We start from the raw sequence: 15,011 nt of genomic DNA on the forward strand, positions 1-15,011 counted from the left end.
CCAACCCCAGCCGCTTTTCCTCTCCCGCGAAATACCCCGCTTTTATGCTCAATATCGTACTCTTCGGCCCGCCCGGCGCCGGCAAAGGAACGCAAAGCCAGAAGCTGATTGCCCGTTACAACCTCGTGCATCTCTCCACCGGCGACCTGCTCCGCTCCCAGATTGCGCAAGGCACCGAACTTGGTCTGCGGGCCAAAAAGCTCATGGATGAAGGCCTGCTCGTGCCCGACGAAGTGGTTATCGGCATGATTGAAAGCCAACTGGCCAGCAACACTGAGGCCGCCGGCTTTATCTTCGACGGCTTTCCCCGCACCGTGCCCCAGGCCCAGAGCCTCGACGCTCTGACTCAGCGCTACGATACAGGCGTGAATTGCATGATTGCCCTGGAAGTAGCCGAGGAAGAGCTGGTAAAGCGCCTGCTGGAGCGCGGCAAGACCAGCGGCCGCCCCGACGACCAGGATGAAACCAAAATCCGCAAGCGCGTGACGGTGTACAACAACGAAACCGCCCAGGTAGCCAGCTACTACGCTCAGCAAAACAAGTTTCACGGCCTCAACGGCATTGGCGCTATCGAGGATATTTTCGGTCAGATCTGCGAAATCGTGGATCAGCACCTGCCCGCCGCGCCCGTGGCCGACAGCCAGGCTGCTGCTGACGAAGTAAAAGCGTAACTTTGCGGTTCTAACCGCATTCTCTTGTCATCCTGACGAAGGAAGGACCTTATCACGTAAGAACGGTTGTTGTCACAACGACTTGTTCTGACTGGATAAGGTCCTTCCTTCGTCAGGATGACAGCTGTTTTTTGACTTGTCTCAAAACGCAGCTTTTCACATTCAACATTTTCCCGCTGTGGCCTCCAATAACTTCATCGACTACGTCAAAATCAATTGCCGCTCCGGAAAGGGTGGGGCTGGCTCCGGCCACTTCTTCCGGGCTAAAGGCTTGCCTAACGGCGGCCCCGACGGTGGCGACGGTGGCCGTGGCGGCCACATCATTCTGGAAGGCAACTCCCAGCTCTGGACCCTGCTGCACCTGCAGTACCAGAAGCACCTGATTGCCAAGCCCGGCGAGGGCGGCGGCGAAAACCTGCGCACCGGTGCTCAAGGCGACGATATTATCATCCAGGTACCGCTCGGTACTATTGCCCGCGACGCCGAAACGGGGGAGAAGAAGCTCGAAATTACCGAGCACGGCCAGCGTCTGATCCTGACGCCCGGCGGCCGCGGCGGCCTGGGTAACGACCACTTCAAGTCCTCCACCAACCAGGCGCCCACCTACTTCCAGCCCGGCGAACCCGGCATCGACGAGTGGGTGATTCTGGAGCTTAAGCTGCTGGCCGACGTGGGCCTCGTCGGCTTCCCCAACGCGGGCAAAAGCACGTTGCTGTCGGTCGTTTCGGCGGCTCGCCCCAAGATTGCTGACTACGCCTTTACCACCCTGACGCCCAACCTGGGCGTGGTGGCTTACCGCGACTACAAGTCGTTCGTAATGGCCGATATTCCCGGTATTATCGAAGGGGCGGCCGAAGGCAAGGGCCTGGGCACGCGCTTTTTGCGCCACATCGAGCGCAACTCGATTCTGCTCTTCATGATTTCCGTTGACAGCAAGGACATTGCCGAGGAATATCAGATCCTGCTCAGTGAGCTGGAGCAGTTCAACCCTGAGCTGCTGGACAAAAAGCGTCTGCTGGCCATCACCAAGTCCGACTTGATTGACGACGAGCTGGAAGCCGAAATCCGCGAGACGCTCCCCACCGAGTTACCGACCGTGTTCATCTCCAGCCTGGCGAATAAGAACATCATGCAGCTCAAGGACATGATCTGGCAGGCATTGCATGCCAAAGAGTAGTCACTCCACTATTCGGCAGATTTGTGGGTTTGTAGGAACGTACCGGACTGATACCCTGTCTCCGGCCTGGAAGTCTTTGTTATTGTCGAAAGATGTGGTTTCGTGAGTTCCTGATGGAGTATGGAACCGTACTCTAAATAGCTTGTTTTTGCTGTTGCGATATGAGCTAATCCAAGCTGAGGAAACTACTCCCTCTGCTCTCTTGCCATAAGCGTTGAGAATACGATTTTCCCAAAATCCCATCCAGTAACCCAGTGATGGACCGAGTACGAGAGGTGAGGCAAAAGCTATAGCTAGGATAAACTGGCTAGCACTAAAGGACTTATATACTAAATATGGTATAAAAACGAAAATAAGTCCGAACATCCCCCATCCTAAAGCGCCCGAGATAACAGGACTGATTGCTGTGCCTCCAAAGATTATAGTCAATGTTATTGCAAGTATTGCAGTCCATCTGGATTTCATAACGACAATATTGACAATAAGAATGAATTGCTTTTCAGTGCCACAATGACAGCCAAAGCCGCTTTGGCAAACTCCTTGCGCCCCGTTTAGCGCTCAACGGCAACTACCGTGAAAAACCCTTTCCGACGAATATTTACGAAAATGGCTGAAGATACCACCCTGCCCCAGGACGACAATCTGTCTGTTGACCCCGACAACGCGGCGGGCGAATTGCAAGAGGAAGTAAACGCCCTCGACGCTACCGAAACCGAAGGTGCCGACGGCGGTGCTCCCAAAGCTGAAGCGTCCAGGACCGACGCCGAGCTGGCCGAGCTGAAAGATAAGTACCTGCGCCTGGCTGCCGAGTTTGATAACTACAAGCGCCGCACCGCCAAAGAGCGCCAGGACCTGTTCAAAACGGCCAGCCAGGAGCTCATGGTGGCTTTGCTGCCCGTGCTCGACGATTTTGACCGGGCCCGCCACCATACCAAGGACACTGAGGATGCTTCTGCCGTGCGCGAAAGCATTGAGATTATTTCCACCAAGCTCCAGAAAACCCTGCAGCAGAAAGGCCTGACCCCGATGGAAACCAAGGGCGGCGCCTTTGATGCCGACCTGCACGAGGCCATTACCCAGATTCCGGCTCCTTCCGAGGACCTGAAAGGCAAGGTAGTGGACGAGGTAGAAAAAGGGTATTACCTGGGCGACAAGGTAATCCGGCACGCCAAAGTAGTGCTGGGTAGCTAATACAAAGCGTTTGTCGTGTCAGCCCGCAGTAGTTGACATGACAATTAGCAATACACAACAATGGCAACGAAGCGAGATTATTACGAGGTGTTGGATGTCGCCAAGACCGCGTCGGCTGAGGAAATAAAGAAGGCCTACCGCAAGGTGGCCATCAAGTTTCACCCCGACAAGAACCCCGACGACCCGACGGCCGAGGACAAGTTTAAGGAAGCCGCCGAGGCCTACGAGGTCTTGTCGGACGAGCAGAAACGCGCCCGCTACGACCGATTTGGTCATCAGGCTGGCGGCGGTGGCGGCGGAGGCCAGAACATGGAGGACATTTTCTCCCAGTTCGGCGACATCTTCGGCGGTGGCGGCTTCGAAGGCTTCTTCGGGGCGGGCAGGGCCGCGGTGGCCGGCGCGTGAAGAAGGGCTCCAACCTGCGCATCAAGCTCAAGCTGGACCTGGAGGAAGTAGCCAACGGGGTCGAGAAGAAGATCAAGGTGAAGCGCTACGTGGCCTGCAACACCTGCTCGGGCACCGGCGCCAAGAACGGCACCGACCTCAAGGACTGCGGCACCTGCCACGGTCAGGGCCAGGTGAAGCGCGTGGTAAACACGATGCTGGGCCAGATGGTCAGCTCCTCGACTTGCCCCACCTGTAACGGCGAGGGCAAGATCGTGAGCAGCAAGTGCGACGTGTGCCACGGCGAAGGCCGGCAGCTGCACGAGGAGGTTATTCCGATCAACATCCCGGCTGGCGTGGCCGAGGGCATGCAGCTGAGCATGAATGGTAAGGGCAACTACCCGAGCGGGCGGTGTGCCCGGCGACCTGCTCATCCAGATCGAAGAGGAGCCCCACGAACTGCTCAAGCGCGACGGCAACAACATCATGTTCGAGCAGTACATTTCCTTCGTGGACGCGGCTCTGGGTGCCAACATCGAGGTGCCAACCATTGAAGGCAAGGTGAAAATCAAGGTGGAGCCCGGCACCCAACCCGGCAAAATCCTGCGGCTGCGCGGCAAGGGCATCAAGGACCTGAACGGCTACGGCCGCGGCGACCAACTGATTCACCTCAGCGTCTGGACGCCCAAGAACGTGACCAGCGAGGAACGGGAGCTGCTCGAAAAGCTGCGCGACGCCCGCAACTTCACGCCCAACCCCGGCAAAAACGAGAAAGGCTTCTTCGAGAAAGTGAAGGAGTACTTCCAGTAAAATCACTGCTTTAGTGAACGGCAAAAGCCCGCCTTCCATCTGGGAGGGCGGGCTTTTTTGTGTACTACCCCTGTTGCGCGAGTAGGTAAGGGTAGCGGCCTTTTACAGTTATGTTTGATGTTTGATATGGTTGTTTATTATCTATATCTAAAAAATAAACAACTAATTCCGCAAATGAATCCGTTGTTTATTTTCTGCAACTGAGAAATAAACAACGTGGATTCTGCTGCCTCACCGTGTACTATCGGCCAAAGAGAAAAATTATTTCTGGGAGGTTGTAATGCGGGTATTGGCTTAGCGATATATAGGGTGTACTTCGGCTAGAACTTCCCGCTGTGACCTCCGCCCCCGTTAGCTCCGATTTCCTTGCCGTGCTCAATGCCAACCAGGGCATTCTGCACCGCATGTGCCGGCTCTACTGCCAGGATGCCGACGACCGGCAGGACTTGTACCAGGAAATTGTGCTGCAGCTCTGGCGGGCGTTTCCGCGCTACGAGCCCACGGCCAAAATCAGCACCTGGCTGTACCGCATTGCCCTGAACGTGGCCATCAGCAACCTGCGGCAGCGCACCCGCCGGCCCGCGCCCGAACGCTGGGGCGATGCTCCCCCGGAAGTGGCTCTGCCGCCCGACGCCGGTCCCGATGCCGACGACCTGGCCCAGCTCTACCGGGCCATCGAGCGGCTATCCGACGTGGAAAAGGCCTTTGTGCTGCTGTATCTGGAAGAACGCACCTACGAGGAAATGGCCGACATCCTGGGTATTACCCAAAACAACGTGCGTGTGAAGATGCACCGCGTGCAAGACAAGCTTCGCCAATTGCTAACTCAACCCGCCTAATGGAACTCGACGACCTCCGCCGCCGCTGGCAGCAACCCGAGCCCAGTGCCCCGGCCGCGCTGCCCGGGCCCGCCCTGCAGGAGCTGCTCAGCCGGCAATCGGGCAGCCTGGTAGCCCGCATGCGCCGCAACGCCCGGGCTGAGCTGACCTTCACCGTGCTGCTCATGCTGGTTATGGCGGGCTTTCTGCTGCAGGCCAAGCAGGCTTTCTATCAGATGTACACCGTGTTTATGCTGCTGCTGGGCGCCGCTACGCTGTACTATTTCTACCGCAAGCTCCGGATTCTGCGGCGCATGGACTGCGTGGAAGGCGACGTGCAGGGACATTTGCAGCGCCTGGCGGCCAGTTTGCGTCAATTGTTGGCCTTTTACTACCGCCTCACCCTGTTTACCGGTCCCTGGGCCTTGCTCATGGCGCTGGGCTTCAACGTGGGCCGCGAACTAGCTCGGGCCGAACCGTTCCGCTGGGGCCGACTGGGCATTATGGCTGGCTTTGTGCTCGTGTTTGGGACCCTGCTGCAGGTAGTAGCCGTGTATGTTACGCGCTGGTACATGCAGCGCCTCTACGGGCAGCACCTCGACCGGCTGGAAGCGGCCCTACGCGACTTGGGCGACGAAAAATGACGCGTAGCTAAGATTCCTGCCTCCTTACATAGCAAAGTCGCTACATTTAACCACTACCACCTACCATTCTCTTCTTTCACCGTGAGTAATATTCTACAAGCCATTGAGGTGCGCAAGGCCTATGCCGCGCACACGGCCCTCAGCGGGGTCAGCCTCGACATTCCCGAGGGCAGCATTTTCGGGCTATTGGGGCCTAACGGGGCCGGCAAAACCTCCCTCATCCGCATCATCACCCAGATTACGGCCGCCGACTCGGGCGAAATCCGGTTTCGGGGCGAGAGGCTGAATCCCAGCCACATTGCCCAAATCGGCTACTTGCCCGAGGAGCGAGGCCTCTACAAGAAAATGAAGGTGGGGAGCAGCTGCTTTACCTGGCCCGCCTCAAGGGCCTGAGCAAGCCCGACGCTACGGCGCGCATCAAGCAGTGGATTGAGCGGCTGGATTTGCGCCCCTGGGTCAACAAGAACGTGGAAGACCTGAGCAAGGGCATGCAGCAGAAGGTGCAGTTTATTGCCACCGTGCTCCACGAGCCCAGCCTGATTATCCTCGACGAGCCTTTTTCCGGCTTCGACCCGATTAACGCTAACCTGATTAAGGACGAAATCTTGGGGCTGCGTGACCGGGGCGCCACCATCATCTTCTCGACCCACCGCATGGAGTCGGTGGAGGAAATGTGCGACAACATTGCCCTGATCAACCGCTCCCGCAAGGTGCTCGATGGGCCGGTGCGGCAGATCAAGGACACGTTCAAAACCCAGACCTACGAGGTGGAAGGCAAGGGACGGCTCATGGTTATCCACCCCGACTTTGAGGTGCTGGAACACAAGGAACGCGAAAACGGCCACTTCTACGACCGAATCAAGCTGCACCACAACACCAGCCCCAACGACCTGCTGCGCTACCTGATTGGCAACGTGGAGGTCCACGCCTTCCGGGAGCAGATTCCCAGTATCAACGAAATCTTTATCCGGCGCGTGCAGGAAACCATGCCCGAAACCCTCGAAACTGCCAACGCCCCGCGCTAACTTATCATGGAAAAAATCTGGCTTATCATTCAGCGCGAATACCTGACGCGGGTCCGTAAAAAAAGCTTCCTCATTGTTTCGATGCTGGCTCCTCTGCTGCTGGCCGGCACCACCCTGGGCATTGCCAAGCTCAACGCCCCGAGCTCGGCCGACGAGGTAGCCGTGTACGACGAAAGCGGGCTGGGCGTGGTTTCCCGCCTGACCAGCACCGAGGATACCCGCTTCGTGCCCGCCACCGGCGCGTCGCCGGAAGCGGCTACGGCCGCCTTTAAGAAGTCCAAGCCCAAGCAGGCGGCTTTGCTGGTTTTCTCGAAAGACTTTAGCCTCGACAATAACAGCGGCGTGCGGCTCCTGGCCAATGGCAATATGAGTTTGAAGCGGCAGCAAAACATTCGTAAAGCCGTGAACAAGGCGGTAGGGGAGCTGAAGCTGACCCGTTCGGGCCTCAACCAAACCACCATCGACAACCTCAAGGCCGACGTGGACCTCAAGGCCGTGGACCTTTCCCAGCAGGGCGGCCGCGAAAACAACGCGGGCCTGACCACGGCCGCGGCCTACGTTCTGTCGATTCTGGTGTACATGTTCATTTTCATCTACGGCGTGCAGGTAATGCGGGGCGTGGCTGAAGAAAAGTCGAACCGCATCATGGAAGTTATGGTCTCGTCGGTGAAGCCCTTCCAGCTCATGATGGGCAAGATTCTGGGCATTGCCGCCGTGGTTCTCACCCAGTTTGCCATCTGGCTGGCCTTGTCCTACGGCATTACTACCGTGGTGGCGCCCCTGCTGATGAAACCCGCCAAGGCCCCGGCTACCACTTCCGTGTCGGCAACCACCGCGCCGCCGGCCGCCGATGCCACCGTAGCGGCAGCTGATGCCCCAGCGGCCCCGCAGCCAGGCAGCACGCCCAACCTGTGGAGTATGCTGGAGGGCTTGCCCCTGGGCAGCATCTTCGGTGGCTTCCTGTTCTTTTTCCTGGGTGGCTACCTGCTCTACTCGTCCCTGTTTGCCGCCATCGGCGCGGCCGTCGACGACCAGACCGATGCCCAGCAGTTTATGTTTCCGGTTACCATTCCGCTCATTCTGAGCTATATCGTCAGCATCAACGTGGTTATCAACGGGACCCAAATGGTCCGCTGGCTTTCTGGCTATCGATGATTCCCCTCACGTCGCCCATTGCCATGGTCATGCGCCTGCCCTTTGGCGTACCGCTCTGGCAGCTGTTCTTGTCGGGCGCCATTCTGATTGGCGGCTTTATCCTCACCACCTGGATAGCCGGCCGTATCTACCGCGTTGGTATTCTGATGTATGGCAAAAAAGTAACCTACGCCGAACTCTCGCGCTGGATGTTCTACAAAGGCTAACCGCTTTTTATCAGTAACCAGGGCGAAGCATAGCAAATCCATAATCGTCTGTCATTGCGAGGACGCAGGACATTCCGCGCATCAAGCGGCGTCAAGCCGTCCTCTACTAGTGACCAACGCTCTTTTACCAGAAAGCCCTTTTCCGTATCAACGGGAAAGGGCTTTTCACTGAAGGAAGCTCGGTACATTTCAGAGGACGGATTGCTTCGGCTCTGCCTCGCAATGACAGGCTTTGTTGTGTCGGCGTATACGTTTCACATAGCTGAACTTCATGTTGCCAGCCGACTACTCAATAAGGCCTGCTTACTTTTGACCAATGCTGAAAAAACTCCTGCTCCTTCCACTGGTGCTCACCCTGCTCAGCTTCCGCGCCGACGAGAAGCCGGCTTACCGCCTCTTTACCGGCGCCGGTAAGCCCGCCGCCTACGACAAGATGCTCAAGGAACTGGCCGCCGCCGACGTGGTTTTCTTCGGCGAGCAGCACAACGACCCGATTGGCCACTGGCTGGAATTGCAACTCACCAAAGACCTGCTCCGGCTGCGGCAGGGTCAGTTGGTGCTGGGTTTGGAAATGTTTGAGCGCGACGTGCAGCCGGTAGTCGACGGCTACGCCACGGGAGAGCTGGATGATAAGGCGTTTGAAGAGCAAAGCCGGCCCTGGCCCAACTATGGCACCGACTACAAGCCCCTGCTGCAACTGGCCCGGCAGCAGAAATTCCGGGTAGTGGGCACCAACGTGCCGCGGCGCTACGCTTCCCAGGTCGCCAAGGGCAGCCTCACGGCCCTGAATGAGCTGCCCGCCACCGAAAAAGCCTGGTTCGTGCCCTTACCGCTAACGGTGGACTATGCGTTGCCCGGCTACCAGAACATGGCGAAGATGTTTGGCGGCGACGCGGCCCACGCCGCTGGGGTGCAGAACATCATCCAGGCCCAGGCCCTGAAGGATGCCACCATGGCCTACTTCCTCAATCAGGCCCGTCCGGAAGGTCACTTACTGCTGCATATTAACGGCAGCTACCACTCTGACAACCACGACGGAATTCTGGCCTACCTGCGCCCGTATAACCCCAAGCTTAAGGTGAAAACCATCAGCACCGTGACCCAGGAGCAGCTAAGCAAGCTGGAAGCGGAGCACGCCCAAAAGGCCGATTTCGTGCTGGTGGTGCCCCAGGACATGACCAAAACCTATTAAGATTACTCAATACGCATCTTGCAAGTATGATTTCAACCCAGAACTACGCTGCTCTACCAGACGCTACATCTTTGCAGCAGTTAAGTAAAGCCTTGGCCGTGCTCGACGCCATTAATTGGCAGGAGTGGGATGGCCGCTACTATTCCTACGACGCTAGCTGGAGTGAAGATGGGGCTCTATTGGCCATGCGGAATGGGTCCGGCGACGATATGATGGTGCTGTTTCGGGCCGAAGGCTGTTGCATCAACGGGCATCTGCATGAGTATGACCAGCCCGACAAAGCCCAGGTAACCCGCGGTTTGCCCGCTGCCTTCGACGAGTTTATCTTTGGTGAGCCGGTCAAATCTCTTGGCACCACTTTTTGCCTGTGGTACACGCCTGCTCGCGGCTGGCAGACCGGCGTTGTGGAAAACCCCGACGACGGCTCAGCTGAATTGCTGCCTATCTTCGATGGTAACCCCGCCACCTATGCCGAGTGGGCCACGGAGTACTACACTGAGGATACCGAACGGGCACCAATCACGACCCAAGCTGTAGCGCCGGTATACGAGGGAAAAACGCTGACCCGTTCGATGGTGCTGGCTATAAACGAGGAGCTGGACGACTGGGCCCAGCTAGAAACCGACCTACAGGAAATCGGCTATCCTTACGACTTCGCAACAGCTAGCTAGCCCCTTTGCAATGTCGCGGGAAAGGAATGGCCGCGAAAGATAGAAGCCCGGCGGCCGTTTTTGCGTAAAAGCAAAACGCACTTCGCTCCGACGTTTACCTTTACCCCATGATTTCCACTCAGAACCTAGCCGCCCTACCCGCCGAAATTGAGTTGCAGCGCGTCTGCAAAGCCCTGGCGGTACTCGACGCTATTATTTCGCCCGAGGAAGAATTTCGCTACCATACCTACGACGCCAAATGGGGCGAGGGGGAGGAGATGTTCGAGATGAACGATGGCGAGGGGACCAGATGCTGATTCTGTTTGCGCCCGAAGGCGTGGTGATCAACGGCTATGCCGACGGCCTGCCGGAAATCGACAAAGCACCACTGCGCGAGGCTCTGCCCGAGGCCTTTCACGAGTTCATCTTCGGCGAGCCGGTCAACTCCATCGGCACCACGTTCTGCGTCTGGTCGGTGGAAAATTCGCCTTGGCAGCTGGCACCCGGCACCCCGCTGAAGACGGTTCCGAAGACCTGCTGCCCATTCTCGACGGCCACCCGCGCACTTACATCGACTGGGCCCAGGAGTATTTCGAGGAGGAGCGTTTTCCCAAGGACGGCCTGCTGCTGGGCACCGTAACCCAGCTTTACTACGGCGAAACCCTGACCAAACCCATGGTAGAGGCCCTGGTTACGGAAGTAACCGACTGGGAAGCCCTGCGCCGCGACCTGGACGAAATCGGCTACCCGTATGACTTCGACTAGCCGCGTTGCTCGGTCAAACGCTTAGCCCAGCCACAGGTAGAGCAAAGCCGCGGCCACGCCCCCAGCAGCGGCCCTACCACCGGAATCCAGCCGTAGCTCCACTCGCTCGAACCCTTGCCCTGCACGGGCAGCAGGGCGTGGGCCAGGCGGGGCGCAAAGTCGCGGGAGGGGTTGATGCCGTAGCCCGTGGTGCCGCCCAGCCCCAGCCCGATAACCCACACCAGCAGCGCCACCGGCAGCGCCCCCACCGACCCTAAGCCCACGGCCGCGTGGGTCGCCGTAATTTCGGCCCCGGTGATGTAGAGGACGGTGAAAACCAGTACTAGCGTTCCTATCAGCTCATTGAACAGGTTGGAGCCGTGGTTGCGGATAGCGGGGCCGGTGCAGAATACGGCCAGCTTCAGCCGCGGCTCCAGCGTCCGGTCGAAGTGGTCCTTGTAGAGCAGCCATACCAGCGTGGCGCCCAGAAAAGAGCCCAGAAACTGCGCCAGCATATATTCGGGCACCAGGTTCCAGGCAAACTTGCCCGCCACGGCCAGCCCCAGCGTCACGGCCGGATTCAGGTGGGCCCCGCTTACCGGGCCGGCTACCACCACGCCCACGTACACCGACAGGGCCCAGGCTGTAGTAATGACCAGCCAGCCGCTACCGTGGCCCTTGGTGTCTTTGAGTACTACGTTGGCCACTACGCCATTGCCTAAAGTGAGCAGGAGGGCCGAGCCAACCAGCTCGGCGGTGAATGGCGTCATACAGTTGCCGGGTTTGAGGATGAAGTACGGGCCTGAGGAGCCTGGGACCAGGCTTGCAAAGCCCGCACGGCCCGCTGCCAGTTGCCGATACCTACGGCAATACTATCCTGGTCGGCTTTCGGGCTAAAGGTAATGTCGGATTGTTCCAGGGCCTGAATTTCGGTTACGTCCTGCCAGTAGCCCACCGCCAGCCCGGCCAGATAGGCCGCGCCCAGGGCCGTGGTTTCGGTGTTGCGCGGGCGGGTGACGAGGGTGTTGAGCACATCGGCCTGAAACTGCATGAGCAAGTCGTTGGCCGCCGCGCCCCCGTCGACGCGCAGCTCGGCGATGGGCAGGCCGGAGTCGGCTTCCATGGCCCGCAGCACGTCCATGGTCTGGTAGGCAATGGCCTCCACGGCGGCCCGGGCCAAGTGGGCGGCCGTCGTGGCCCGGCTCATGCCGAAGATGGTGCCCCGGGCGTAGGGGTCCCAGTAGGGGCGCCTAGCCCGGCAAAGGCCGGCACAAAGTAGACGCCTTCACTGCTGCTCACCTGCCGGGCCAGGGCTTCCACCTCAGCCGCTGTCTTGATAAGGCCCAGGTTGTCGCGCAGCCACTGCACCACCGCCCCGGCCATAAAAATGCTGCCTTCCAGGGCGTACTGCACCTGCCCGTTCAGCTGCCAGGCCACGGTGGTCAGCAGGTTGTGCTGCGAGGCTTTGGGTTCGGAGCCAATGTTCATCAGTATAAAGCAGCCCGTGCCGTAGGTATTCTTCACCATGCCGGGCCGGGTGCAAAGCTGCCCAAACAAGGCCGCCTGCTGGTCGCCGACAATACCAGCCAGCGGCACTTTGGAGGCGAAAATGGTGGTCTTGGTGTGCCCGTATACCTCGCTCGACGGCCGCACCTGGGGCAGCATGCTGGCCGGAATGTCGAACAAGGCCAGCAGCTCGGCGTCCCACTCTAGGGTGTGAATGTTGAGCAGCATGGTGCGCGAGGCGTTGGTCACGTCCGTTACGTGCAGCTCGCCCTGGGTCAGGTTCCAGATCAGCCAGCTGTCCACGGTCCCGAAAGCCAGCTCCCCGGCCTCGGCCTGGGCCCGGGCGCCGGGCACGTTGTCCAGAATCCAGCGCACCTTGCTGGCCGAGAAGTAAGCATCGAGCACCAGCCCGGTCTTCTGCCGGATCATATCCTCGTGGCCCGCGGCCCGCAGCTCGTCGCAAAACTCGGCCGTGCGGCGATCCTGCCACACAATAGCGTTGTACACGGGCTTGCCCGTTGCGCGGTGCCACACCACGGCCGTTTCGCGCTGATTGGTAATGCCAATGGCGGCCAGACTCTTGCCGTTCAATCCGGCCTTTACCGTGGCTTCCGCCGCCACGCCCGCCTGCGTCGACCAGATTTCCATAGGGTCGTGCTCCACCCAGCCGGGTTGGGGAAATATCTGGGTAAACTCCTTCTGCGCTTGCGCCACAATCTGGCCCTGACGGTCAAACAAAATAGCCCGGGAGCTGGTCGTGCCCTGGTCCAGGGCAAGGATGTACTGCGGCATAGAAGGAAAGGGTGGGGTAGAAGGAGATAAGGAGTCAGCGGAAGATAGGATAAGAAAGAACGTCATGCCGGGCGAGAAATCTTGCTCGGAGTCATAATCAGCAAAAGAACCAAGCAATAAGAACGTCATGTCGAGCAACGCGAGACATCTCGCGTGCTATGGGACTTTGATTACTGCTGCGGCAGAGATGCTTCGCGGAGCTCAGCATGACACTAGTATTGCAACGTCAGCACGCGAGATGCTTCACTACGTTCTGCATGACGTGCCGCTAGCTATGATGGAGCCGCTTCTTTCCCCGGAGCAGCCGTCAGCAAATACCCCCGGGCCAACTCCCGAAACTCGGTTACCTGCCGGGTTTGCCAGGCGGCGTCCTGACCCAGCTCCTCGGCCAGCAGCGCCGCTACCAGCGGGGCCACCCGCATAGCCGCCGCGGCATCCAGGAACAGCACCCGCACCCGGCGGGCCAGCACGTCTTCCACGGTACGAGCCATTTCGGCGCGGGCGGCCCATACCACTTCGGCCCGGGTGAATTCCAGGGCGGTATCCAGGGGCAAAGCCAGCGCGGGCCGCTGAGCCATCAGTTGCTCTAAGGCGGCCTGGTCGGTGCCATATACGCTGAGGTGGGCGCCGTAATCAGTGGTGGGCTGGGCTCCGTGAATGGGCAGATTAACCGTGCGGCTAAGCGCGGCCGGAAGCTTGCCTTCGGCAATGGCCCGGTCCACGGTGTCCTGGCCCATGCGGCGGTAGGTGGTCCACTTGCCGCCCGTAATGGTCAGCAAGCCGGTTTTTGACACCAGAATCTTGTGGCTGCGAGATATTTCCTTCGTAGCATCCGAGTTGCCCTGCGGAGCCGCCAACGGCCGCAGCCCGGCAAACACGCTCAGCGCATCCTCCCGCCGCGGCACCTTGGTCAGGTACTGCCCCGCCGTGCGCAAGATAAAGTCGATTTCCGCCTCCAGGGCCCGGGGCTCCAGGCTATGCTCCCGCAGCGGAGTATCAGTAGTGCCCAGCACCACCCGCCCGTGCCAGGGCACCGCAAACAGCACCCGCCCGTCCTCGGTCTTGGGAATCATCAGGGCCTCTTCGCTGGGCAAAAACGACTTGTCTACCACAATATGCACGCCCTGACTAGGCCGCACCAAGGGCCGGCTACCGGGCGTATCCAGCTGCAGAATGTCGTCCACGAACACGCCCGTAGCATTCACCACCACCTTGGCCGCCACTGCGTAGGTTCGGCCGGTTTCCTGGTCGCGGGCCGTTACGCCCCTTATGCGGCCCTGAGCATTTTTCAGAAGGCCAGTTACGGCGAAATGGTTGAGCACCGTGCCGCCCTGCTCAATGGCCGTCTGGGCCAGGTTCACGGCCAGCCGGGCGTCGTCAAACTGTCCGTCGTGGTAAAGCACTCCGCCCCGCAGTCCCGCCGGCCGGATGTTGCCCAGCCGCTGCAGCGTCTCGGCCTTGCTCAGGTGCCGCGACGCGCCCAAACTCAGCTTGCCCGCCAGTATATCGTACACCTTCAAACCGATGGTGTAAAACGGCCCGCCCCACCAGTCGTAGTTGGGAATGATAAAATCCTGGTTTTTGACCAGGTGCGGGGCGTTTTGCAGTAGCAGGCCCCGCTCGTACAGCGCCTCCCGCACCAGCCCCACGTCGCCCTGGGCCAGGTAGCGCACTCCGCCGTGCACCAGCTTGGTCGAGCGGCTGCTGGTGCCCTTGGCAAAGTCGGCCTGCTCCAGCAGCAAGGTCTTGTAGCCCCGACTAACGCCGTCCAGGGCCACACCCAGCCCCGTAGCCCCGCCCCCGATAACCAGCAAGTCCCACTCGGACTGCCCCTGTAGCTGCTTCAGCAGCACGTCACGTCGAAACAAGGACTCCGATTCTGTATCCAGCATAGCCGTGCTTACTGCTGCCAGGCCCAATACGTTTCCCCACCTGCTGTAGAGACGCGTATTCGCGTCTCTACCGTTGAGCAAGCCGTTGCGGACGCCTACGCAAAGCCTACATTTTTTCTGAAAACCCCGACGTGCGGGCACCAAAACCCCGACA

The 15,011-nt window shown here is 59.4% G+C and carries 13 protein-coding genes and 3 pseudogenes; 13 read left to right on the top strand and 3 right to left on the bottom strand.

Going from position 1 to position 15,011, the window contains the following annotated elements; genetic code table 11:
• Positions 1-44: 44 nt before the first annotated feature.
• The 13 genes and pseudogenes from MUN79_RS11495 (at position 45) to MUN79_RS11550 (ending at position 10,688) form a co-directional block, all read left to right on the top strand.
• Positions 45-671, top strand: coding sequence for an adenylate kinase (locus MUN79_RS11495; protein WP_244677782.1), 627 nt, complete (start codon positions 45-47; stop codon positions 669-671).
• A 178-nt stretch (positions 672-849) separates the two neighbouring features.
• Positions 850-1,848, top strand: a complete 999-nt coding sequence (gene obgE, locus MUN79_RS11500; protein ID WP_244677783.1) for a GTPase ObgE — start codon at positions 850-852, stop codon at positions 1,846-1,848.
• A 606-nt stretch (positions 1,849-2,454) separates the two neighbouring features.
• A complete protein-coding gene (locus tag MUN79_RS11505; RefSeq protein WP_244677784.1) occupies positions 2,455-3,039 on the top strand; it encodes a nucleotide exchange factor GrpE in 585 nt (194 codons plus the stop codon).
• A gap of 60 nt (positions 3,040-3,099) precedes the next feature.
• Positions 3,100-4,233: pseudogene (dnaJ, locus tag MUN79_RS11510) on the top strand (molecular chaperone DnaJ).
• A gap of 335 nt (positions 4,234-4,568) precedes the next feature.
• Positions 4,569-5,072 carry an RNA polymerase sigma factor gene (locus tag MUN79_RS11515; protein WP_244677785.1) on the top strand — a complete coding sequence of 168 codons (504 nt, stop codon included), beginning with the start codon at positions 4,569-4,571 and terminating at the stop codon, positions 5,070-5,072.
• Positions 5,072-5,695 carry a hypothetical protein gene (locus tag MUN79_RS11520; protein WP_244677786.1) on the top strand — a complete coding sequence of 208 codons (624 nt, stop codon included), beginning with the start codon at positions 5,072-5,074 and terminating at the stop codon, positions 5,693-5,695. The genes MUN79_RS11515 and MUN79_RS11520 overlap by 1 nt, the downstream gene beginning before the upstream one ends.
• An 81-nt stretch (positions 5,696-5,776) precedes the next feature.
• Positions 5,777-6,720, top strand: a pseudogene (locus MUN79_RS11525) (ABC transporter ATP-binding protein).
• A gap of 6 nt (positions 6,721-6,726) precedes the next feature.
• Positions 6,727-7,875, top strand: a complete 1,149-nt coding sequence (locus tag MUN79_RS11530) for an ABC transporter permease (RefSeq protein ID WP_262923022.1) — start codon at positions 6,727-6,729, stop codon at positions 7,873-7,875.
• The gene (locus MUN79_RS29990) at positions 7,872-8,081 is read left to right on the top strand and encodes a hypothetical protein (RefSeq protein WP_262923023.1); all 210 of its coding nucleotides are present in this window, start codon (positions 7,872-7,874) and stop codon (positions 8,079-8,081) included. The genes MUN79_RS11530 and MUN79_RS29990 overlap by 4 nt, the downstream gene beginning before the upstream one ends.
• Positions 8,082-8,397: 316 nt before the next feature.
• The gene (locus tag MUN79_RS11535) at positions 8,398-9,273 is read left to right on the top strand and encodes a ChaN family lipoprotein (protein ID WP_244677787.1); all 876 of its coding nucleotides are present in this window, start codon (positions 8,398-8,400) and stop codon (positions 9,271-9,273) included.
• 26 nt (positions 9,274-9,299) lie between these two features.
• Positions 9,300-9,944, top strand: coding sequence for a hypothetical protein (locus MUN79_RS11540; RefSeq protein WP_244677788.1), 645 nt, complete (start codon positions 9,300-9,302; stop codon positions 9,942-9,944).
• 107 nt (positions 9,945-10,051) lie between these two features.
• Positions 10,052-10,240: a hypothetical protein gene (locus MUN79_RS11545; protein WP_244677789.1), complete on the top strand. Its 189-nt coding sequence runs from the start codon at positions 10,052-10,054 to the stop codon at positions 10,238-10,240.
• A gap of 172 nt (positions 10,241-10,412) precedes the next feature.
• Complete coding sequence (locus MUN79_RS11550) at positions 10,413-10,688, top strand: hypothetical protein (RefSeq protein WP_244677790.1); 276 nt, start codon at positions 10,413-10,415, stop codon at positions 10,686-10,688.
• Here the strand turns inward: MUN79_RS11550 and MUN79_RS11555 are convergent.
• The 3 genes and pseudogenes from MUN79_RS11555 to MUN79_RS11565 form a co-directional block, all read right to left on the bottom strand.
• Positions 10,685-11,437, bottom strand: coding sequence for an MIP/aquaporin family protein (locus MUN79_RS11555; protein WP_311136718.1), 753 nt, complete (start codon positions 11,435-11,437; stop codon positions 10,685-10,687). The two genes, MUN79_RS11550 and MUN79_RS11555, sit on opposite strands and share 4 nt — an antisense overlap.
• Positions 11,434-13,094 (bottom strand): annotated as a pseudogene (gene glpK, locus MUN79_RS11560) (glycerol kinase GlpK). The gene MUN79_RS11555 and the pseudogene glpK overlap by 4 nt, the downstream one beginning before the upstream one ends.
• 143 nt (positions 13,095-13,237) lie before the next feature.
• Positions 13,238-14,857: a glycerol-3-phosphate dehydrogenase/oxidase gene (locus MUN79_RS11565; protein WP_244677791.1), complete on the bottom strand. Its 1,620-nt coding sequence runs from the start codon at positions 14,855-14,857 to the stop codon at positions 13,238-13,240.
• Between the last annotated feature and the right edge of the window lie 154 nt (positions 14,858-15,011).

Origin of the sequence: Hymenobacter cellulosilyticus, from assembly GCF_022919215.1 — a bacterium.
Classification (GTDB): domain Bacteria; phylum Bacteroidota; class Bacteroidia; order Cytophagales; family Hymenobacteraceae; genus Hymenobacter; species Hymenobacter cellulosilyticus.